17 protein-coding genes are annotated in these 21554 nt (G+C 47.6%); 9 read left to right on the top strand and 8 right to left on the bottom strand.

The annotated features are described in order from the left end of the window. Positions 1-122 precede the first annotated feature (122 nt). Positions 123-3083: a type III restriction-modification system endonuclease gene (locus RB160_RS00580; protein ID WP_316568274.1), complete on the bottom strand. Its 2961-nt coding sequence runs from the start codon at positions 3081-3083 to the stop codon at positions 123-125. A gap of 3 nt (positions 3084-3086) precedes the next feature. Then, complete coding sequence (locus tag RB160_RS00575; protein ID WP_316568273.1) at positions 3087-4973, bottom strand: site-specific DNA-methyltransferase; 1887 nt, start codon at positions 4971-4973, stop codon at positions 3087-3089. Positions 4974-5191: 218 nt separating this feature from the next. On the opposite strand from RB160_RS00575, the gene RB160_RS00570 reads away from it, so the two are divergent. Next, positions 5192-5764, top strand: a complete 573-nt coding sequence (locus RB160_RS00570) for an FAD-dependent oxidoreductase (protein WP_316568272.1) — start codon at positions 5192-5194, stop codon at positions 5762-5764. Between the two features lie 65 nt (positions 5765-5829). Here RB160_RS00570 and RB160_RS00565 read toward each other — a convergent pair whose 3' ends face one another. Next, a complete protein-coding gene (locus RB160_RS00565) occupies positions 5830-6213 on the bottom strand; it encodes a VOC family protein (protein WP_316568271.1) in 384 nt (127 codons plus the stop codon). 146 nt (positions 6214-6359) lie between these two features. Here RB160_RS00565 and RB160_RS00560 point away from each other — a divergent pair, with 146 nt between their 5' ends. From RB160_RS00560 to RB160_RS00525, 8 genes are all read left to right on the top strand, one after another. After that, positions 6360-6887 (top strand): DinB family protein, encoded by a 528-nt coding sequence (locus tag RB160_RS00560; RefSeq protein ID WP_316568270.1) that lies wholly within the window; start codon positions 6360-6362, stop codon positions 6885-6887. 246 nt (positions 6888-7133) lie between these two features. Then, complete coding sequence (locus RB160_RS00555) at positions 7134-7664, top strand: RNA polymerase sigma factor (RefSeq protein WP_316568269.1); 531 nt, start codon at positions 7134-7136, stop codon at positions 7662-7664. Next, positions 7645-8253 carry a hypothetical protein gene (locus RB160_RS00550; RefSeq protein ID WP_316568268.1) on the top strand — a complete coding sequence of 203 codons (609 nt, stop codon included), beginning with the start codon at positions 7645-7647 and terminating at the stop codon, positions 8251-8253. The genes RB160_RS00555 and RB160_RS00550 overlap by 20 nt, the downstream gene beginning before the upstream one ends. A gap of 132 nt (positions 8254-8385) precedes the next feature. Next, positions 8386-9576: an NAD(P)/FAD-dependent oxidoreductase gene (locus RB160_RS00545; protein WP_316568267.1), complete on the top strand. Its 1191-nt coding sequence runs from the start codon at positions 8386-8388 to the stop codon at positions 9574-9576. Positions 9577-9831: 255 nt separating this feature from the next. Then, positions 9832-10527 carry a response regulator transcription factor gene (locus RB160_RS00540; RefSeq protein WP_316568266.1) on the top strand — a complete coding sequence of 232 codons (696 nt, stop codon included), beginning with the start codon at positions 9832-9834 and terminating at the stop codon, positions 10525-10527. Then, positions 10524-11873: a HAMP domain-containing sensor histidine kinase gene (locus RB160_RS00535; protein WP_316568265.1), complete on the top strand. Its 1350-nt coding sequence runs from the start codon at positions 10524-10526 to the stop codon at positions 11871-11873. The genes RB160_RS00540 and RB160_RS00535 overlap by 4 nt, the downstream gene beginning before the upstream one ends. 90 nt (positions 11874-11963) lie before the next feature. Further along, positions 11964-12665 (top strand): PepSY domain-containing protein, encoded by a 702-nt coding sequence (locus RB160_RS00530; protein WP_316568264.1) that lies wholly within the window; start codon positions 11964-11966, stop codon positions 12663-12665. 119 nt (positions 12666-12784) lie between these two features. Further along, positions 12785-13315 (top strand): PepSY domain-containing protein, encoded by a 531-nt coding sequence (locus tag RB160_RS00525; protein WP_316568263.1) that lies wholly within the window; start codon positions 12785-12787, stop codon positions 13313-13315. 49 nt (positions 13316-13364) lie between these two features. Here RB160_RS00525 and RB160_RS00520 read toward each other — a convergent pair whose 3' ends face one another. From RB160_RS00520 to RB160_RS00500, 5 genes are all read right to left on the bottom strand, one after another. Then, a complete protein-coding gene (locus RB160_RS00520; protein ID WP_316568262.1) occupies positions 13365-14801 on the bottom strand; it encodes an NAD-dependent succinate-semialdehyde dehydrogenase in 1437 nt (478 codons plus the stop codon). Between the two features lie 115 nt (positions 14802-14916). Then, entirely contained in the window at positions 14917-18093 is a 3177-nt protein-coding gene (locus tag RB160_RS00515) for a DEAD/DEAH box helicase (RefSeq protein ID WP_316568261.1), read from the bottom strand. A gap of 264 nt (positions 18094-18357) precedes the next feature. Continuing rightward, the gene (locus RB160_RS00510; protein ID WP_316568260.1) at positions 18358-19452 is read right to left on the bottom strand and encodes a cytochrome-c peroxidase; all 1095 of its coding nucleotides are present in this window, start codon (positions 19450-19452) and stop codon (positions 18358-18360) included. A 151-nt stretch (positions 19453-19603) separates the two neighbouring features. Continuing rightward, complete coding sequence (locus RB160_RS00505; protein ID WP_316568259.1) at positions 19604-20335, bottom strand: YwaF family protein; 732 nt, start codon at positions 20333-20335, stop codon at positions 19604-19606. A gap of 73 nt (positions 20336-20408) precedes the next feature. Further along, the gene (locus RB160_RS00500; RefSeq protein ID WP_316568258.1) at positions 20409-21554 is read right to left on the bottom strand and encodes a VWA domain-containing protein; all 1146 of its coding nucleotides are present in this window, start codon (positions 21552-21554) and stop codon (positions 20409-20411) included.

The raw sequence follows: 21554 nt of genomic DNA, 5'->3' as shown, positions 1-21554 counted from the left end.
TGTGGAAGGTTTACGTAAAGTTCCTTCAGGCGGCGTTCAAGTGTTAAAAGCTAAGGTTTAATTTTACAAAAACCAACGAACTTACGATTCAGAAAAAACAGCCCGGGCATCCCCGGGCTGCATCATCCATTCACCTTCAGCATAAATTCATGTACATCGCTTACTGGTCCAGCAAAGGCGAGTTCTGCGTCAATAGCCTCAAAATGCTTTTTCGCGAATTTGATTTTCGCGAGTTCTTCTGGACGTAGTCCGGACTCGATGCTTGTGCCTTTCGTCTCGATGACAAAGTACAGCTTTTCCTCGCCGTCCTTTGTGATGACCGCGGCCCAGTCCGGGTTGTAATTGCCAACAGGCGTTTCAATTTTGAACCATCCAGGCAGCTTCACATATACTTTGACATCTGGGTCATTCTCGAATCGTTCGGCAAACTTCGCCTCGATTGTATACGAGTCGTACAGCACATAGTCGAACGGGGACTTCCTGCTCGGCAGCGCATTGTCATTCAAATAGGCGAGCAGCTCTTCATTTTTGAAAAGTTCGACCGCATAATAGGCGCCATCCCCAATCTTGTGGTACCGGACACCATCCGCGAGCAGGAGCCTCATTTCCCGCTGAATGATTTTCGAAGCCTCTTCAATGAATTTTTGCGGGTTGTTTTTAAAATCGTCAAGCCTTCCGCAAGCGGCCAATATCCGCACTACCGTCTTCCTCGTCAAGTTTGTCCGGTTCTGCAGCTCGGTGATGATATCCGGAAGTACATGCCCCGGACCAACATAGTCCTCGACGCGTTCACTTGTCATCGCACCTTGCACGCCTGACAACCGGTCAATACCCGAAATCCGGTCTTTCCTAGAGATGATTCGCACCCTGTCGATTTTCGGCATCGAGGAAATTCCTGCCACCGCCTTTTTAATCAGCTCTTCGCTGTCAAAATCCACCGAGTAGACAGTCTTGTACTTAATTTTCTCCCATAGTTCAAGGAAATCGGCTGAATCGAGCACAGCCTTGTTTAGCTTTACCTTTCGTTTCTTCGAGGCATCCTTTATCGGCAGGCTGTTCACAATATGATTCATTTCCCTCATGATGGCCGATGTCCAAGGGCTAAATTCATCTGGAAGCGCAAGTCCGCCGTTTTCAAGGGCTTCCTTCATGGAACCTGTCGCCTTGTCTTTCCTGTCAAGATATCCGGCAGCCTTCAGCCATTTGAACAACTCCGCTGATCTATCATATCCAAGCGTTTGTAATTCATCGCTTTCCGGGTTAAAATAGCCAAGCTTCGCAAACGTATGCTTTTCAATTTTCCCAAAAACAATCCCGGTCTGTTCTTCCATTTCCTTTTGCAGATTTGCGACAAACTCTTCATATGATTCATTGGCCATTACGGTAAGCGTGTTAATATTGTAATCCTCAACACGCTCTCCCGCCTGGTTGACGGCAAGCCGCAAACCGCGGCCGATTTCCTGGCGCCTGCTTATATACGTGCCTGCTGAATCCTTAAGCGTACAAATCTGGAATACATTCGGGTTGTCCCAGCCTTCCCGGAGTGCCGAGTGCGAGAAAATAAACCTGAGCGGCTCATCAAGGCTTAGAAGCCGTTCCTTCTCTTTCATAATAAGCGAATACACATCCGTATCGGCCGCTGTGTTTCCTTTCGTATCCTTTAAAACGCCTTTTTTATCCTGTGCAAAATAACCGTTGTGGATCCGGTCAACTTGTCCGGCTTCCTCATCGATGTCTTCGAACAGCCCCCGATATTTCGGTTTCCTGATGAGCTTGCGGTATTCTTCTTCGAAAATTTCGGCATATATACCGGGAACCGGGTGCCCGTTCCTATCGTAATCACGGTAGTTAGCGACCTTGTCGATGAAAAACAAGCTCAGTACCTTGATACCTTTTGTCTTCAACTGCAATTCCTTGTCGAGATGCTCTTCGATGGTTTTACGGATTTGATACCGTTTCAAATCATCTTGCACATGGCCTCCAATTGCCTCCCCAATCGCCAGCCTGTTCCCGTTTACCTCGATTGACTCACTGCCTTCCGTCCAATCGATTTGCTCTACGAACATATTGCGGTACAGATCCCTCCCGCCTGAAACCTCGAACAGGTCATCGCCGTTTTTCACCGTTTTGGCTGTACGCTTCACTTTTCCCCGTGTTTCCACATCAAGTTCAAGCTTCGCCTTGCCCGGCTTAACTTCAATAAGCTTCATGTACGGCAGGTTATGGTCCTCTTCGGAGCGGACCGACATGACTTCAATTTTCTTGACGAGTTTTTCATTATACGCATCCACCGCGTCGAGCCTGTATACCATATTGTATTTTTCTACATGCGTCGCCGAATAGCGAAGCGTGCAAAGCGGATGCAGAGAGGAAATCGCTTCCTTTGACTTTGGCGTCGTATCAACGCTTTGCGGCTCATCAATGATGACGATCGGGTTTGTCTGCTGGATGAACTCGATTGGACGGTAGCCATTCATGCGGTCATTCGCGCGGTGAATCAGGTTAGATTTATCCTCTTTGTCCGGGTCATCAAAGCTTTTCCGGAAGGCATCGATATTGATGATCATCACCTGGATAGCCGTCGCGGTGGCAAAATTGCGCACCTGGTCGAGCTTGTCGGAATCATACACGAAATACTCAAGCGGCGTCCGGTCGTAAAGCTCGGCAAAATGCTGTTTCGTCACCTCGAGTGATTTATGGACGCCCTCCCGGATGGCGACGGATGGAACGACGATGACAAACTTGGAAAAGCCGTATTTCCGGTTCAACTCATAGATCGTCCTAAGATAGACGTACGTCTTTCCGGTCCCTGTTTCCATTTCGACTGTAAAATTTATGCCATCAAGTGTTTCGCTTTTTGCAAGACCGTTTTGGACCTGGATTTCCTGGACATTTTTCAAAATTTCAACCTCAGTCAATTCAAGCCTGTTCCCTACTCCTAGGTCGGTTTGGAGCATCCCGGCGTCTTCCCCATAGGAAACCGTGAAGTTCGACTGCTTCATCGGCTGGCCTTTAAAAATGCCAACAACAGAATCGATTGCCCGGCGCTGGTAGGGTAGATCGGAAATAAATTTTAGTTTCATCCCCTACACGCTCCTGACATCGAGAATCCCGTTTTTCTTTAGCGTCTGGATCGCGTTTGTCTTGACGGTATCGTTCGGGAAACCGGATTCCTTGAAAATCACCTTTGTGTCGAGGGAGGTAGACTTTTGATTCGCCAGCTCGTTGACAAGATTAAAATTGATTTCATCTTCAAGGCAAAGGAGAACAGCCCCATTTGCAACCTTATAAATTGTCTTTCCGGTAATCTGGATTTCCTCTACCGTTTCTGTCAGCGGGATTCCAACCTTCAGGAGCATTTCCGCGAGAAGGTCCTCCTTCGTCCGGCCTTCCTTGATGCTGTTTTCAAGGTCGAACAGGCTTTGTTCAAGATTGTCGGTGTCCGGGTCCCACACCTTGATGTTCGAGCTATCAAGCTTGTACACCTTGAATCCGGTATCTATATCTGCTCCGCCCGTGGCATCTATCTTTTCCCCGGCACGGCGGATGCGCTCCTCCGCAATTTCGCAAATCGTTCCAAAGCCTTCCCTTGCAGCTTCCGAATCAGCGCTTGTCCGTTCCGGAAGCTGGACCATGATGAACTTCCGCCTGCTGCCGAATTCCCGGTTCACGTCCATGACCGCATGTGCGGTGGTGGCTGAACCTGAAAAGAAATCGAGGATGAGATCGTCCTCCTCAGACCCAATCAGGATGAAATCCTTGATGAGCTCGAGAGGCTTCGGGTTGTCGAACACCTTCCCGTTAAACAGGCTTTTCAGCAGGTTCGTCCCGTTCCCGGAGCTGTATTCAGGCTTGTAAAACAACGACTTCGGTTTTTTGCCGCGAATGCCCTTGTCCTCTTCAAGGCGCTGCTTTTTGTAAAAAGAAATGCCATTAGCCGTCTTTTTCACAATAATTTCATCATACGTTTCGGCGAGCGTTTCCTTCGAGCGCCGCCACGACATTTCCTTGCCGTCGGCTGTTTTCGGATACACTTCGTAGTCGTCGGCATTCATCCGCTCAATCGAAATCCGCGAGAGGTCCTTCGTTACATAAATGGGATAATAACCTTTCGGTCGTTTTTCCCGGGCGCCCGCCTCACCTGTCCGCATCAGCGTCGCACCCTGTTTGTAATAGCCCTTTTCATCTTTAAGGCTGTAATCGCCGATATCTTCCTCTGTCAACGGCAGCTCGCCAACCGAATCCTCATTGGCAATGTTTTTTGCATAAACAAGAGTATATTCATGGGTTCCCGAGAAACCGTATTGGTCATTGTTTCCTTTAAGGTTCATGATGGTCGGGAGCTGGGCCACGAAATTAATTTCGCCGAAAATCTCGTTGCAAATCGCGCGAAGGTTTGTGACTTCGTGGTCATCAATGGAAATGAAGATTACTCCATCGTCGGAGAGCAAGTTCCTGGCAAGCTTCAGCCTCGGGTACATCATGTTCAGCCAATCTGTATGGAAACGCCCGCTCGTTTCGGCGTTCGCTTTTGTTGCCTGGCCCGTCACTTCCTTGTAGTTTTTGAGATTGTCGATAAAATTGTCCTTGTACACAAAATCGCGTCCCGTATTATACGGAGGGTCGATATAGATCATCTTCACCTTACCGAAATACGCTTTTTGCAAAAGCTTCAGGACCTCCAGGTTATCTCCTTCAATGTAGAGGTTTTCAGTGGAATCCCAGTTTTTGCTTGAGCCTTTATCAGGGCGCAGTGTCCCTGTGGAAGGGGATTGGGCAATTTTTAACGCCTGGGCTTTCCCATTCCAACTGAACTCATAGCGCTCCTTGCCCGTTTCGACCGCATCGCTAAGCAAAGCCCGTAATTTATCAAAATCAATTTTCCCTTCCGTTGCCGCTTCGGGAAAAAGCCGTATCAATTCATCGATGTTTTGCTTCGTTATATTTAATGAAGAACGTTCTACTTTTTGCATCCAAAACTCTCCTTATGCTGAGAATCATTTAGCAGGACATCTATCCTGTCCATAACCATTTCTTTTTTAGTATAACAAACTCGCTGGATTGGTTAAACGGTTCATGCACAGGGGGCTGGTGGGGTTGGAAACTGCATAGGCAAGTCTACTTGGTTGACTTTGGCAAAAGCGTTGTTTAAGATATCTTTAGTTCAAGAGATACTTAAGGAGGTTACAGAATGTTTGATATCGCAATTATCGGAGCAGGCCCCGCTGGAGCAAGTGCAGCACTTTTCACCGCAAAAGCCGGTAAGAAGACAGTCGTCATTGACAGTGACAAAGGAATGACAAAGCGTGCATGGGTTGAGAACCATTATGGTGTTCCAGAAATAACCGGCCCTGACCTAATCGAAACAGGTAAATCCCAAGCCAAGAAATTTGGCGCGGAAGTAATTGAGGATGCCGCTACTAACGTTGAAAAAACTGAAAGCGGTTTTAAAATTGAAACCGAAAATAAAGGTACTGTCGAGGCTAAGCACGTTATTTTTGCCACAGGCGTTTCCGTCGATCTTGCCGAAAAGCTTGGCGCAAATACGAAACCGGGTACGGAACCTAGGATCAAAACCGTCCTGGATGCCGACGCACAAGGACGGACGAATGTTGAGGGCGCATGGGCAGCCGGCACATGCGCGGGCGTAAGCGTCCATACAATCATCACAGCCGGGGACGGCGCGAAGGTTGCCATCAACGTCATCAGCGAGCTGAATGGCGAACGCTATGTCGACCACGATGTTTTAAAGCCAAAGGAATAAGATTCCTTTGCCACATTCATTCTTTCAAAAGAAAACGGCCACGCATGCGCTTGGCCGTTTTTCTCCTAACAATTGCAAATCATCAGCACATTTCCATCAGGATCTTCAAAATTAAAATACGCAAACTCTCCAATCCGTTCAATCTCCCTGACAACCGGAATATCCTTATCTTTTATAAACGCATACGCTTCATCGATATCCTTTACATAAAAATTGAACAAAACATGTTTGGATGGCCGCAATGTAAAACTTGGGTCAAAGGTATGGTCATCGAGGGATAAGCCTGTTTGGCCAGTTACGGGGATGTTGTATACCGGCGATTCGATTTCCTCAAGGTTGACAGGTAGGCCCAAAAGCCTGCAATACCAAGCCGCGGATTTTTTCAAATCACTGACATGGATGAATACATTGTTGATTTTGCATGCGATTGGTGATGCTGATGTTTCCATTAGAATTCCACCTTTACGTTTTATCCGCTATGTATTCTCCTTTTCCACTTTAAATACCTTTATAAAGCATAAAATTACTTGTCTGTAATTCTCACTCATTATTCTTTTGCCTGTTAAAATATCTAAAAATACATGAGGTGAATTGAATGAATTTTTCTTTGAATGAAGCGATCGAGGTCCTTGATAGGACACCGCAAACGCTTGAATTCTTTTTAACTGGCCTATCCAGCGGCTGGCTTGATTGCAATGAAGGTAATGGAACATGGAGTCCCTCCAAAGTAATCGGACATCTTATTGAAGCAGAAAAAACCAATTGGATTCCAAGGCTCAAATTTATTTTAAATGAAGGGGAAAGCCAACCTTTCCCCGCTTTCGACCGTTTTTCGCATTTGATTGAAACGGTAGAAAAGCCATTCCACGAAAAAGCGGATGAATTCAAGTCGATTCGGAAACAGAACATTGCCATTCTGCGGGAGCTTGTTCAATCGGAATCATACCTTGAAAAAACGGGGTTTCATCCGGCTTTTGGAACTGTAAAGATCAGGGAGCTGGTCTCCACATGGGTTGTCCATGATTTGACTCATATCTCCCAAATCGTTCGGGTGATGGCCAAACGGTATAAGGAAGATGTTGGGCCTTGGAAGGAATACCTGGGCATTTTAAAAAGTGTTTAAGTGGTTCTTAAAAATGTTTGTAGTATCTTGATAAAGAGCTTGGAGTCTTTCCGTCGAAAAAGGAATACAAGCCTCCGACACGAATAGTAATTCTTAATGAACGTTTTTCAAATCCACAACCAGGAGGCCCTGCTGCGAATTGGATTCGGGCCTTTTCGGCGCGGAAATTGTACATATTTTTAAAAAGCTGAAATTATCCCCTCACTTCTCCGTCTAATTCGTAAATCAAAGCAAAGGAGGCCGGACATGGAAAATGAAAACCTCATCCAGAAATGGTTCAACGATTATCACGATGATGTCTATAACTACCTCGTTTATTATTTTGGGACAAAAGACGTGGAGGATTTTGTTCAGGAAGCTTTCATAAAAGCCTATCAAAATATGTACAGGTTTGAAGGGCGCTCGAATCCGAAAACCTGGCTGATTACAATCGCGAGGAATGTGGCAATCGACCATTTGCGGAAAAATCGTCTTAAACGATTCCTCCCTGTCAGCTTGTTGAATAAGGCCGCCACTCCGGAAAAAAACCCTCTGGAACATGTCCTTGAAGACGAAACGAAGCGTGAGCTTTATGAAATGATTAAGCAACTGAAGCCTGCGTACCGGGATGTCCTTATCCTTCGCGGCATTATGCAGCTTACGCCGGAGGAAACAGCCGCAATCCTAGGCTGGGAAAAAGCCAGGGTCAACCTTTCCTTCCATCGGGCAATCGAAGGGTTGAGGAAACAGTCAAAAAATGAAAAAGGAGGTTCCCAAAATGCGGCCATTAACGAATGAAGAAATCCAAAAAGAGCTGAACGACTTCCCTCGGCTAGGCCTTAATTATTCAGCGAAGAAACGGATAGCCGCATCTCTGGAGCGGATTGATTCCCCCATCGTGAAAAAGAAGAAGTTATTCCCAGCAGCCCTTAGCTTCGCTGTGCTTGCCCTTCTCTTTATCGGGATTTCCACCTTCGTGATAAACAGCATTTCCGGTAACGGCCTCTTCTTCGGCCTTGGCTCGGCCCCCGCGGAAAAGTTTTCGATTGACCCGATGGATAAATTTACGATCGAGAGGATTGCCGATGACGAAGTGGAGTTTTATGTGGATGGCAAAAAAGCGGGCGGAATTGAAATCATGACCGAAGCGGAAATGCATAAGAATATTGCCAAACAGAATCTTTTTGAAAACAATGTCCTTCCGGGCTTTCAATACCCAGTTAGATGGACGCTCGACCATCAGAAAACGATGGAAGCAGTTCAAATACGCCACTACTTCTTCCTCTCCGAAAAATCGAAGCTCCGCTACCATGTTTATTTTTACTCGCAGCGGATAAATGATCGAGACGCCGAAAAAATCGTTAGGACATTTCGGATAAATGAATAACCCATCCGCGCCGGTATCGACCGGCTTTTTTTTTGCCTTTTTATAAAAAAGGAAATATGCTCATACTTTCACAATAATAGATTGTGAACAACTGAGCAAGGTAGTATACTATAGTCGAAGGGAGTGATACAGATGGTAAAAAAGGAAAATATTGTTATCCTTGGTGGAGGGTACGCAGGTTTGCTAACGGCCGTCACTCTCCAGAAGAAAGTCCATACAAAGCGCGCGGAGATTACCCTCGTCAACAAACATGACTACCATTATCTCACAACCAAAGTCCATGAGTCAGGTGCTGGGACCATCCCGTCGGAATCTATCGTGTTCCCGATTAAGGAACTGATCGATCCAGAGCGGGTAAACTTTATTAAAGATGAAGTAACCGGCATCGACCTTGCTTCGAAAACAGTCACGCTAAAAAACAATGAACTCCATTATGATTATCTCGTTATTACGATTGGCGGCGTCCCGCAAACATTCGGGCTTCCCGGAGTGAATGAGCACGCCTTCTTCCTATTTGATTGGGAAGGAACGAACAGGCTCCGCGGCCACATCGAGGAACAGTTTGAAAAATACCTTGAGGACCGAGATGAAAACCGGCTCCGGTTTGTGATTGGCGGCGCGGGGTTTTCAGGTATGGAATTCATTTATGAACTTACTGGTAAATTGCCTGAACTATGCCATAAATACGGAATCGACCTTGATCTCGCGAAGGTCATCTGCGTTGAGGCACATACTGAATTGCTGAAAGGCTATGATTCTTGCATGGTAAAGGATGCGAAAAAGGCCTCCGAGAAGATTCCGGCCGAGTTCAGGACTGGAACCGCGATCGCCTCCTGCACCGAAACGGAAGTCCATTTTACGGACGGTTCATTAATTGAAACGAATACATTCGTCTGGGCGGGCGGTGTCAAGGGCAATCCGCTTCTTGATGGCCTAGGCTTTAAGACCTGCAGTGACGGTCGCATCATTGTGAACGAATACTGCCAGGTGCCGGGCTACCGCGATGTGTATGTGCTTGGGGATGCTTCCGCCAGCTTCTCCCCCGAAGGTGTTCCCTACCCGCCAACGGCGCAAATCGCCCTGCAGCAGGGACAATATTGCGGGTATAATCTCGCTGCTAAAATTTACGGTGTTCCGGCGAAACCCTTCAAGTATACTCACCGCGGTACCGTGATGAGCATGGGCCATCATAACGCAACAGGTGTCGTATACGGAAAGGCGATTCACGGGCGATTCGCCTCCTTCATGAAATGGGTTATAGAAAAAAGGTATTTCTTTATGCTCGGAGGCCCCCGCCTGCTCCTAAAGGAAATCAGGAAATAAAGGAAAGAATGAAGTTGCCGTCCGCTCATGCGGGCGGTTTTTGTTTGTACAGGATACGGCTCCTGTTCCAAGGGAAGTGAATCACCCAAATATGCCCCCTGCCGCTCATTATAAAATATTTTGTTATTATGCGATTTACCCTACAAGTCTAGTAGACCTGTCCTATTTCTCACTATTTATTTTTATTGTGTGGTAAAAACGAGGTTTTTTATCTATTTTTATAGGAAGGGAAGTTTTTTACCAGGAGGCTGTTGAATGGAAAAGGAATCTATTTTAATTGTTGAGGACGAAGAAAAGATTGCTCGGGTGTTGGAGCTCGAACTTGAATTTGAAGGGTATTCTGTTAAGAAAGCCGCGGATGGGATCGAGGGCCTTGAAGCGTACCGGACGGGCAAATGGGATTTGATTTTACTAGATGTTATGCTGCCTGGCATGAGCGGGGTCGACCTGCTCAGGCGAATAAGGGCGAACGACCCTGTTACAAAGGTCATTATGCTGACAGCGAAAGGCGAGGTGGAGGATAAGGTGGCCGGCCTCGACCTTGGGGCAAATGATTATATAACGAAGCCCTTCCAAATTGATGAACTGCTGGCAAGAATCCGCGCTGCATTAAGGTTTAAAACAATCCTGCCATCCAATGAGGATAAAAACGAACTGACCTTTGGAGGGCTGACTCTCAACATGAATACGCGGGAGGTAAACCGCTCCGGCACTTCGATTAATTTGACGCCAAGGGAATATGATTTGCTTGTCTATCTGCTCACCAACCGAAGGCAGGTACTGACAAGGGACCAAATTCTTGAAAAGGTTTGGGGCTATGACTTTGCCGGCGATACAAATGTCGTCGATGTGTATATCCGCTATTTACGAAAAAAAATAGACCTTTCCGGCCTCCCTCCCCTTATCCATACGGTACGGGGCGTCGGGTATGTGCTGCGGGAGGCCCAATGAAACTCCGGTCAAAAATAAACCTGTACACAACCGCACTGTTCGCACTTGTGTTAATCATTGTCAATGGTTCCATATACATCACATTCAGCAAACTGACCTATGGAAGCCATATGGAAACTACCGAAGACGAAATGAAAAAAGTCTCCGTCGTCGTGGCCCAGTCGCTAGGGAACATACCCGAAGTCGTTCTGTTGCGTGCCTACGTGCCTGTTAACGGGATGATTCAGCTGGTCAGCACTGAAGGGAAAGGATTGGCGACAACCACTTCCCAATCAGAGAAAAAGCTGGCCGAACGGACGCCCCGCTATTTCGCGAGTGATACGAGCAAAAGAATTGAGTACCTTGGCCGGGATTACTCGTTCCAGTCGATGCCAATTATTCTTCCAACCGGAGAAGTCGCAAATCTTCAGATAACCACAAGCCTGGAGCCTGCTGCAAAAATCGTCCAAACACTCGGTCTTGTGCTCCTGCTTGCTACATTAGCCGCTTTGATTCCCGTGCTGGCTTCAAGCGCATTACTCGGAAAAATCATCATAGGCCCTGTTACCTCGATGATTGCGACAATGTCTGACATCCGGCGCAGCGGCCAGTTTAAACAAATCGCGCTTGAAGGTAAATCGAAGGATGAGCTATACCAAATGGGCGAAACATTCAACCATATGATCGAGCTGCTTGAATCAAATTTTGACAAGCAAAAGCAGTTCATTTCAAATGCTTCCCACGAGCTGAAAACGCCAATTACGATAATTGATAGTTATTCCTCTCTATTGAAACGGCGAGGCATGGAGAATCCAAAAATTTTCGAGGAATCGGTTGAAGCAATCCATTCAGAAGCCATTAGGATGAAGGAGTTGACTGAGCAGCTTTTGCTTCTGGCAAAGCATAATGAACAGTGGAACCTCCAAATCGAACCTGTTAATTTGATTTCGCTTGTTATAACTTCTACAAAAGCGTTTGAAAATGCATTCAACTCTGAAGTGATTCTGGAGCACTCCGGAGAGCCCCTCATCGCCAAGACAGATGAACAGAAACTGAAACAGCTGCTGTTTATTTTTCTCGACAATGCCCGGAAATACAGTGACGCACCGATAACAATCACAGTTGGCAATGATGGCCGGGAAGCGGTAATCACAATTGCCGATAAGGGAATCGGAATAGATAAGGACGAATTGCCAAAGGTTTTTGATCGTTTCTACCGTGTGGACAAAGCAAGAAGCAGAAAACACGGCGGTTCCGGCCTTGGCCTTTCCCTGGCAAAAGAAATCGCCGACGCCCTCGGAATCCGGCTGCGGCTTGAAAGTAAGGTAGGAAGTGGAACGAGTGTAAGCCTTTATTTTAAAAAATGAGGCCGTTCTCAGGAAATTTTAATGTTTGCAGTGCAAACTGGTTGAAGAATGCAGCTGTGGTAATCTGAAAAAAGGCGGTGAGATGTATAAGTGGGAAAGAAATGGGGATTTATCACTTTATTTATTTCGCTTCTCATCCTATCAGCACTGGTTGGCTGGCTCCTGCTTAAGCCAGAAGATTCCTCAGCCGAGGCGATTTCAAAACAAGAAGCGAAAAAGATTGTTGAAAACCGCTACGGCGGGAACGTAACTTTATTGCAAGCCGAAGAACAACTATATTACGCAAGGCTGGACATCAAAAACCAATCCTACTGGGTAAAGATCGATTCGAAAACAGGAAAAATATTATCTATTGAACGGATTGGTACGATAAATGAAGAAGATCCGCCTCCCTCCCTTTCAGAAGACGAGATTAAGAAAATAATCCTCTCAAAAGCTGCCGGGGAACTAATCTCTTTTAATAAAACGGAAAGCGGTGGAAGGCCGGTTTTCGTTGGAGTTGTCAGGGATACAGACGAGAATAAAACAACTGTCACAGTCGATGCGGATACCGGTAACGTTGTTTCTGAAAAAACAACCCCAGCCAATCCACCAAAGAGGGTTACAGAGAACGAGGCGATTGCGGCGGCCCAAAAAGAAGTAAAGGGCGAGATTGATGATGTAGACATTGAGACAGAGAATGGCCAGACGTTCTATCTCATTGAAATAAAGACGCCAGACGATAATGAAGCGACCGTCCAAATCCACGCCATAACGGGAGAGGTCATGTCCGTGACGTGGGACGACAAATAAACGCGTAATCCAGTGGAACAAATTGCCGGCTTTCTCATGAATTTCTAATCTATTTATCCCGTTTTTCTCATTTTCTCACGATATAGTGGAAGCAGAATAACGAATGGGAGTGAAAAAATATGAGAAACAGATTATTGGCTGCGGGCATCGTATTTGGGCTGATTGCCGGAGGAACGTTCGCGGTTGGAGCGGTAGGAAAAGATGATTCCGGCCGTGAAGTGGAATTTAAGTATGAGCGGGAATCCGAACATGGGGTGGAATTTGAGCACGAGCAGAAATCAGAACATGAGGCGGAATTTGAGTATGAGCAGGAATCAGAGCATGGGGTGGAATATGAGTATGAGCAGGAATCAGAGCATGGGGTGGCTTTGGTTAAAACGAAAGGAACCGATGATAAAAAAGCCATTGAAACTGCCGCTTCAATTTCACTTGAAAAAGCAGCAAAAATAGCAAAAAGCACTGCAAAAGGTAAAATTACAAAGGTTGAAGCTGAATTGGAACACGGCCGCATCGAGTATGAGTTCGAACTTAAAGATGGGAAAAGAGAAACAGAAGTAAAGATTGATGGAACAACCGGAAAAATCCTCGAAATTGAAATCGAGGACGAACGGGATGACGACAAGAGTGATGATAAGAGTGACGATGATTAAGAATTAATAAAAAGGCAGAGTCCGTTAAACGCGGATTCTGCCTTTCTAGTTAAAGCTGCATCGAGATATATTTTATCTCAAGGAATTCGTCCATGCCGTGATGGCTGCCTTCCCTGCCAAGCCCGCTCTCCTTCATGCCTCCGAATGGGGCCTGGGCCGTTGCCGGAAGCGCATCATTCACCCCGACAATGCCATATTCAAGATTTTCAGAATAATAGAAGGCTTTTTGGAGCGATTGTGTAAAGACATACGCCGCGAGCCCGTAGCGCGTATTATTGGCTCTCCGGATGGCTTCTGCATCATCCGAAAACGTGCTGACCGGGGCAACCGGGCCGAATGTCTCCTCCCGCATACAATCCATATCGTCCGTCGCACCTGAGAGAATGACCGGCTCGATGAAGAAGCCCTTCAATTCATCGGCTTTCGCCCCCTTGATGGCTTCCGCCCCTTTGCTAATGGCATCATCGATTTGCCCCTGCACCTTCTCAATTGCCGCTTCATTAATGAGTGGGCCGATGTCAGTCGATTGCTCAAGCCCGTTTCCGACACGCAAGGAAATGAGCGCGGACTTGAACGCATTGACGAATGGTTCCTTTATTTTTTCATGGACATAAATCCTGTTCGCGCACACGCAAGTTTGGCCAGCGTTTCGGAACTTTGATTGCATGACCCCGTTTACTGCCGCGTTAATATCGGCGTCCTCGGCAATGATGAACGGCGCGAGCCCGCCAAGCTCCAGAGATACCTTTTTGACGGTTTTAGCCGCTTTTTCCATCAGGAGCTTGCCTACTTTTGTTGAGCCGGTGAATGTTATTTTTTTGACTCGGCTGTCCTCGAGCCACACGTCCGAAACAGCTGCCGCATCATTTGTCGTGACCACATTGAGAACTCCTGCAGGCATGCCCGCTTCATGAGCGCATTCAGCCAAGAGCAGTGCGGTCAATGGAGTCGCCGGCGCAGGCTTGATGACGACAGTACAGCCCGCGGCAAGGGCAGGAGCGACTTTCCTCGTAATCATGGCTGCCGGAAAGTTCCATGGCGTAATCGCCGCTACGACTCCGACAGGCTGTTTTTGGACAAGAATCCGCTTTGAACTTGACGTGGCTGGGATGGTTTCGCCATAAACCCTCTTCGCTTCCTCGGCAAACCACTTGATGAACGAGTTCGCATAAGTAATTTCGCCGCGCGCTTCCGTGAGAGGTTTCCCCTGTTCGAGCGTAATCATCCTTGCCAGTTCTTCCGTTCTTTCCGAAATAACTTGGAACCATTTTTCTAGGAGTGCCGATCGTTCATAGGCTGTTTTTTTCGACCATTCATGAAATGCTTCGTGCGCGGCATCTACGGCCGACTCAGCCTCTCTTGCCCCTCCATCAGGCACATACCCGATCGTCTCGAGCGTCGCAGGATTATCTACGGCAAATGAATCATTGTTGAAAAGTTCCTCACCGTTTATATACATGCCTTTTTTTAAAATTGCTCCATCCATCCCTTTGTTCCTCCTTATCGGAAAATTTTCAGACTGGGCCAAAACCAAGGTGCTTGAAGCAAAATCAACATCCTTTTTAAATGCAAGCTTAATACTTCCAAAATTAAATTGGCAATCAGCCGCTTCCAAACAGGAGGATTTCCCTTATATCCTCTTCGGTGAGCGTAGCGTTGGAAGGATCGGCCGCTCCGATTATCCCGTCAACAAGATCCCGTTTCCTTTCCTGCAAATCGTGGATTTTTTCCTCGATTGTCCCTTTGGCAACCAGCTTAATAACGTGGACGGTATTTTTCTGCCCCATCCTGTGCGCCCGGTCGGCTGCTTGTTCCTCGACAGCCGGATTCCACCAAAGATCGTACAAAATAACCGTATCGGCCCCCGGCAGGTTAAGCCCTGTTCCGCCTGCCTTAAGCGATATCAGGAAGAAATCGCGCTCACCCATATTGAAACGGTTGCAAATGTCGACGCGTTCTTCTGAGGGAGTTTGCCCATCAAGATAAAAATATGGAATTCCCAGGTTTGCAAACTCCCTCCCAATTAGTTCAAGCATTTTAGTAAACTGCGAAAAGATTAGGATGCGCCGGCCGGCCAGCCTGGATTCATCGACAATTTGCATGAGCTGTTCGAACTTTGCGGAACCATCCTTGTAACCGTCGACAAATAAGGCGGGATGGCAGCAGATTTGCCGCAGCCTCGTCAGCCCGGCAAGGATCCGGATCCTGTTTTTCCGAATCGTCTCCTTATCAAGATGCTTGAACGTCTTTACTCTGAGCTTCGCCAAATACGCCGCATACAGTTTTTTTTGCTCAGGGAGCAGTTCGGACGAGTCGGTTGTTTCGATTTTTTCCGGCAGCTCCAAAAGGACGTCTTTTTTGAGCCTGCGAAGCATGAAAGGCCTTGCTCTCCGGGCGATTTGCTTTCTCGTCAGGTGGCTGTACTCGCGCAAGCCCTGGAATAAATCAGGGAAAACTACGTGGAAAATCGACCATAGCTCCTCGATAGAATTTTCAATTGGTGTGCCGGTCAGGGCAAACCGGTGGGCCGCGCGGAGCTTTTTCACAGCACGCGCCGTTTGGGTTACAGGGTTCTTGAATGCCTGGGCTTCATCAAAGATAATGCAATGGAACTCTTGGCGCTCATATGTGCCGATATCCTTCCGGAGCAAAGGATAGGATGTAATTACCGCATCAATTCCATCCAGGTCCCTAGCCAGGCTCGCCCTCTCCGCCACCCCGCCGTCGGCAACAACAGCATTCACTTCCGGTGCGAATTTGGCAAACTCGTTCAACCAGTTATAGGTTACCGAGGATGGGCACACAATTAGCGCCGGCAGCTTCTGCTCCCTTAATTTCGGAAGCTCTGACAGGATGAATGCGATGCTTTGCAGTGTTTTTCCAAGTCCCATATCATCTGCAAGGATACCGCCAAAACCATGGCTGGCAAGGTTTTTTAGCCACTGGTAGCCTTGTTTCTGGTAGCTTCGCAAAACAGGCTCCAGCCGTTCTGGTACAGGATAATCCATCTCACCTGGGTTCCGGATTTCTTCAAGGAAAGAGCGAAACGATTCCTCAAATGAAAATGTCGTCCCTTCCCCAACCGAATCGAGCAGGCGCAACCCCTGGATGATCGGGACATTCAAAGTCGATTCAAAATCCTCTTTCTGGATAGGCGCTGCCTTCAGGAACCGTTGGATTTCTTCGTACTCCCGGTCCTCAAGCGAAAGAAGGGAGCCATTACGAAGGCGGTAATACTTCCGTTTTTCTTCAAGCGCGGCAAGGACATCCCGTATTTCTTGATCTGCTATTCCGGCAAGCTTGAATGTAAATTCCAGCCAGTTGGTCCGTTCCTTCTTAACCTTAACGCTGATTTTCGGAGGGGAAGGGGTTTTGAAAATCCGGTTCCTGACCGCGGTCGTCGCAAAAATCTGGACATATTTTTCAAGCATCGGGACGATGTGGTACAAAAATTCATACTCCAGCTCTTCGTTGTGCAGGAAATAGCCGCCTTCCGTTTTTGCAAACGAACCCTTTTCCATCAAGTCAAGGATGAGGTTTTCCTTTTCTGTATTGCGGTGAATTCCCGGGTTATGGGCGGAAGCGCCTGTTTCCAAAGGATTAAGGATGTAATCGCCATAATGGAACTCAAGCCCTGCTAAAAGGCGGTTCTTTACCCTGTCCAAATAAAGCTTCGCAATAAGCGGCGGAAAGGCATCCTTCCTTGCAACCGTCCCGGAAACCTGGATGCTTCCTAGCTTCCTTAATCCCGGGACAACTTTTTCGAGAAAAAAAGCTTCCTGTCCGGAAGGGATGGGAATGCCCTTTATCCCTTCTCCTTTAAAAAGCCGCTTCAGTTCAGCGAGGCGGGCACAGTCTTCTTCCGCCAGCTGAACGAGTTTACCGTCCGCCAAAGCAATGCGGTACGGCTCCATTAGCACTATTTTTCCGAGCCCTTCAACCACAAGCTTATGTATCCCGGTTTCTTCCTTCATCTCAATCTGCAAAGGAAGCGGGCCGTCTGACAGCTGCATGCTGGGATATTGATGGCCGCCATAGGAAAGTTTTACCCTGGGTGCCGCGGCAAGCAATGGCAAAAGCTGATTCCAGGATGCAGGAGGGATTGAAAGAAGTACCGGTTCAGCCTGCCCGCCCGCATATCCGCTCTCTGAAAATGTTTCCTTCAGTATTTTTTCGTCCTCCATAATCCGGATTAATTGATGGAGGACGGAATCTGTTTCGGCATCGAAGCAATGGAGCTGCGGATCATAATGGCCGGATGCATCGGGAGCGCCTTTTTCAACGCTTTCAAGGAACCCACGGATATTCTCTATCGCATTAGAATTTACATATAACTCGATTCCAAGCATTGCCTGTCCATTTTTCAGGACAGTGGGCCTGCAAATGAAGCCTGTAGGCAGGACGCTTCGTGTTTCAAAATGAAGCCTTTGTCCAGAAGGGAGCTTGTTCCGATTGGTAAAAAGGGCAGCGAGCGGCCCGTTATCCAATAGCGGAGACGAATGTTCTCGAAGGAGCGGAGTTTTCCCATCCCCTAATATGGCAAGCAGGACCGCGGCAACGTGCTGGCAGTCTTTGTTTACCGATGCCAGGGAAGGGCAAGTACATGCCGTTATGAACCCCCCTCGGCCGTCGGCTTCCACAGTCACGTTGAAATCCTCGGCGCCATTTACGGTGGCAGTCCATTCCCCTTCTCCGGCGGAATGCAATTTCACCTTATTCGCGCGAAAATAAGCCTCACCCCTTTTAAAGGAAGCCGGGCCGCAGCGATTTTTTATCATAGTTTGAGTCAGCTTTAGTTTCAATGGATAACCCGTTCCTTCCATGGGAAAAACGTTTTTAGAAATGTTTTTTTATGTGTAATTCGAACCTTACCTCATTATAGCCCTCCTTCAGGGCGGGTTTCCAGAGTAAAGCGATGATGAAGAAGGGGCCTTTTATGCTTCATTGCTACACTTGGGATGGAAAGGGCAATTTTTTAAAAAAGAAAAACCCCGCCTGGGGCGAAGTTTAAGTAGTTAAGCATATAAAATAGCAATGTGCCTCTACGGAAGGATGGGCTTTTCAACAATTGGAGGCTGCCCTCCAAGGGTTTTCAGGAAAGCAAGAAGATCCGCTTTTTCCTCATCCGAAAGCCCGAGCGGCATGAATTGCTTCATAAAGAAGCTTTTATTAGGATGGTTGTCTCCACCCCGGTCGTAATAGTCAATCACATCTTCAAGAGTTTTTAGGCTGCCGTCCCTCATATAAGGAGCAGTATGGGTAATTCCGTAAAGGCCAGGCGTTCGGATGCGGCCCATGTCACGAGGGTCCTTTGTGATAGCGAAACGGCCTTCATCAGCCGATTCAATACCGATATTGTAATAGTTATTGTCTGAAAGGTTCTGTCCATTATGGCACGTTACACACATTGCCTTGCCGACAAATAGATCGAGCCCGCGGATTTCCTTGTCTGAAAGTACGTTCATATCCCCTTTGAGGAATTGGTCGTACCGAGTATCTTTTATGACAATCTGCCGTTCGAACGCAGCGATGGCTTTGGCGATGTTATCCTTCGTAACCCCGTCGCCAAAAGCTTTTTTAAACATCTCTTCGTAGCCTTTGACCGCCTTTAGTTCCGGAATCAGTTCCTCAAGCTTCTGGTTCATTTCGTTCGGATTTTCAACCGGGCCCAATGCTTGTTCTTCAAGCGATGCGGCACGGCCATCCCAGAAATTCGTACTATAATAGCCGGAGTTGATAACAGTCGGCGAGTTCCTGGCACCCGCTGTTCCATCCACTTTTTCGAATGTTGCTTTTCCGTCCCCATAGCCAAGGCCGGGGTCATGACAGGACGCACAGCTCCTTGTATTGTCTCCGGACAGGCGGGGGTCGAAATAGAGCGCCTGGCCAAGCTTCAATACTTCCGGAGTCATCGGGTTGTCGCCAGGGACAGGGATGTCTCCAAGCGGCGTGAGCATTTGATGGGTCTGAAGGACATGTTTCAATTCGCCGGACACTTCCTTGCGCTCATCCCTGGCTTCCTCGTTAGCCTCGGAAATGGTTGGCGCTTTGACTACCGCCTCTTTGGAGATTGAACAGCCCGCCATGTTTAGTAAAATATAAATCAAGAATAGAATGCCAATTATATATTTAGCCATTATGGTTCCCTCCGGATTATCCTTCGTACTTCCATTATAAGCGGGGGGTTGTTGCCAAACGGCTATGCTATGTGAACAAATTATTAAACATGTAAACGTGAGAAACTTTCTGTTTTTAAAAAAAGTGAAGCAAGGCTTCCCCTGATTCACTCTAATTCATTTGCCTGGAAGTTCCGGACGCCTTTCCCCTTTCACGGAAAATCAGCCAGACAATCAGGCTGAGCGAGACGAGCAGGCCTTCGAGTGAAAGGATGTACCATGGATATGGCCCGAGTACGTCCAGGAGGCTCGCGGTTTCCGGCTTGTGGCTCAAATACATATAATTGCCGCCAACCATTTTGTTAATGAGCATGACAACCGGCATAATCAAATTCAAAAACACGACGAGCCTGATGACGGATGAAAAAGCCGGCCTGTATCCCTTGACCCACGTGTAGTAAAGCGGGACAAGGACGATCAGCATGTGTGTATAGAAAAAATGGACAAACCTAAAATGCGGAAAGTCATAGAACAAATATGGCGTTGCGAGCGCCTGAGTGGCGCCGAGCAAAGCAGTGTAAAGAAGTATATCATAGACCGCTTTGCTTCCTGTTAATAAAAGGATTACCGCCAGGATCAGGCTGATGCTGCAAAGGCCGGCGGGCAAAGAATCGACCGCCCGCCAAAAGCCGTTCGCATACATCCAAACGTGGTAGAGGGATTCCATTACAATGAGCGTTCCCGCCGCCCAAACTTCCATTTTCCGCTGCCCGTGCCCTTTGAGACGTTCACGAAATACATAAATCGCGATTGCCGCCAGGAGAAGAATCGCCAAAACGATGACGTGCGATACCGAAAACATGACAAACCGATAATTCTCCGAACTTCCTCCGAACCAGTCCATGGTAAATGCCCCTTTCAGCCCCGTTGGATATAGGGTTGGGATTATTCGTTCCCCTTTACTTTTAACCCCTTCTTCATTGCTTCCCTTTGGCCCATTTGTTTAGGCTGTTGCCTTTTAGGATGTCCTCAAGTAATTCGGGGAGGAGGTTAGGGCTGCAGCCGAAGCATGGGATGCCCATTGCGGCAAGCTTAGTGGCGTTTCCCTGATCGTAACTTGGGACGCCCTGGTCGGATAAGGCAAGCAGCGTAAGGACCTTCACACCTGATTCATGCATTTCCTTCATCCGGCGGAGCATCGCTGCCTGGTTTCCTCCCTCATAAAGATCCGTTACGACAATAAAAATGGTTTTTGACGGGTCTTCAATAAATGCCTGGCAATAAGCAAGCGACTTATTAATATCCGTCCCACCGCCAAGCTGGATGCCGAATAGAAGGTCGACCGGGTCAAGATTGGCCTGTTCAGTCAGATCGACAACTTTGTCATCAAATGCGACAACATGGGTTTTCAGGGCCGGGATGCTTGCAAAAATGGAACCGATAATGGAAGCGTAAATGACTGAATTCGCCATCGAACCGCTCTGGTCGATATCTAGGATGATTGTCCAATGATGCGCGTTTTTCTTTCGATCAAAAAAGTAAAAACGCTCGGGGATAATTGTCTTTCTGTCAGGCTGATAATTTTTTAAATTCCTTTTGATTGTGTAGTTCCAGTCAATGCTCTGCGGCCCGCCCGGCAGCAGCGTCCGTTCCCTCCGGTTCAACGCTCCCTTGACTGCTCGGCGAATGTCGTTTTCCAGCAGCTTCTTAATATCCTCTACGACGGACCTGACCAACTCCCTGGCCGCGTCTTTCGTCCGCTCGGGTATCTTCCCTTTTAGCGCCATTAGAGCTGCGACCATTTCAATGCTCGGTTTTACCGTCCGGAGCGTTTCTGGTTCAAATAGGAGCTGGGACAACCCCTTCCTTTCAATCGCGTCATTTTGGATGACTGAGACAATGTCATCCGGAAAACTGGCCCGGACGTCGCCAAGCCATTTGGCCAGCCGAATGCCGCCGGATTGTCCGAGCCCACCCGTACGGTCTGGATCATAAAGGGCGGCCAAAGCTTCGTCCATGAGCAATTCTTCTTCACTTAAAAGCGAAGTGGAGTCCGCACCCGCAAGATTCTTTTCTGCCGCCTGGCCTAGTATGAGCCGCCAGCGCTTTTGTTGAGTTTCCAT

The sequence above is a fragment of the Neobacillus sp. YIM B06451 genome (assembly GCF_032667185.1).
GTDB lineage: Bacteria > Bacillota > Bacilli > Bacillales > Cytobacillaceae > Bacillus_D.
Note: the sequence above shows the minus strand (reverse complement) of the source record. Positions and strands in the feature narration are given on the sequence as shown.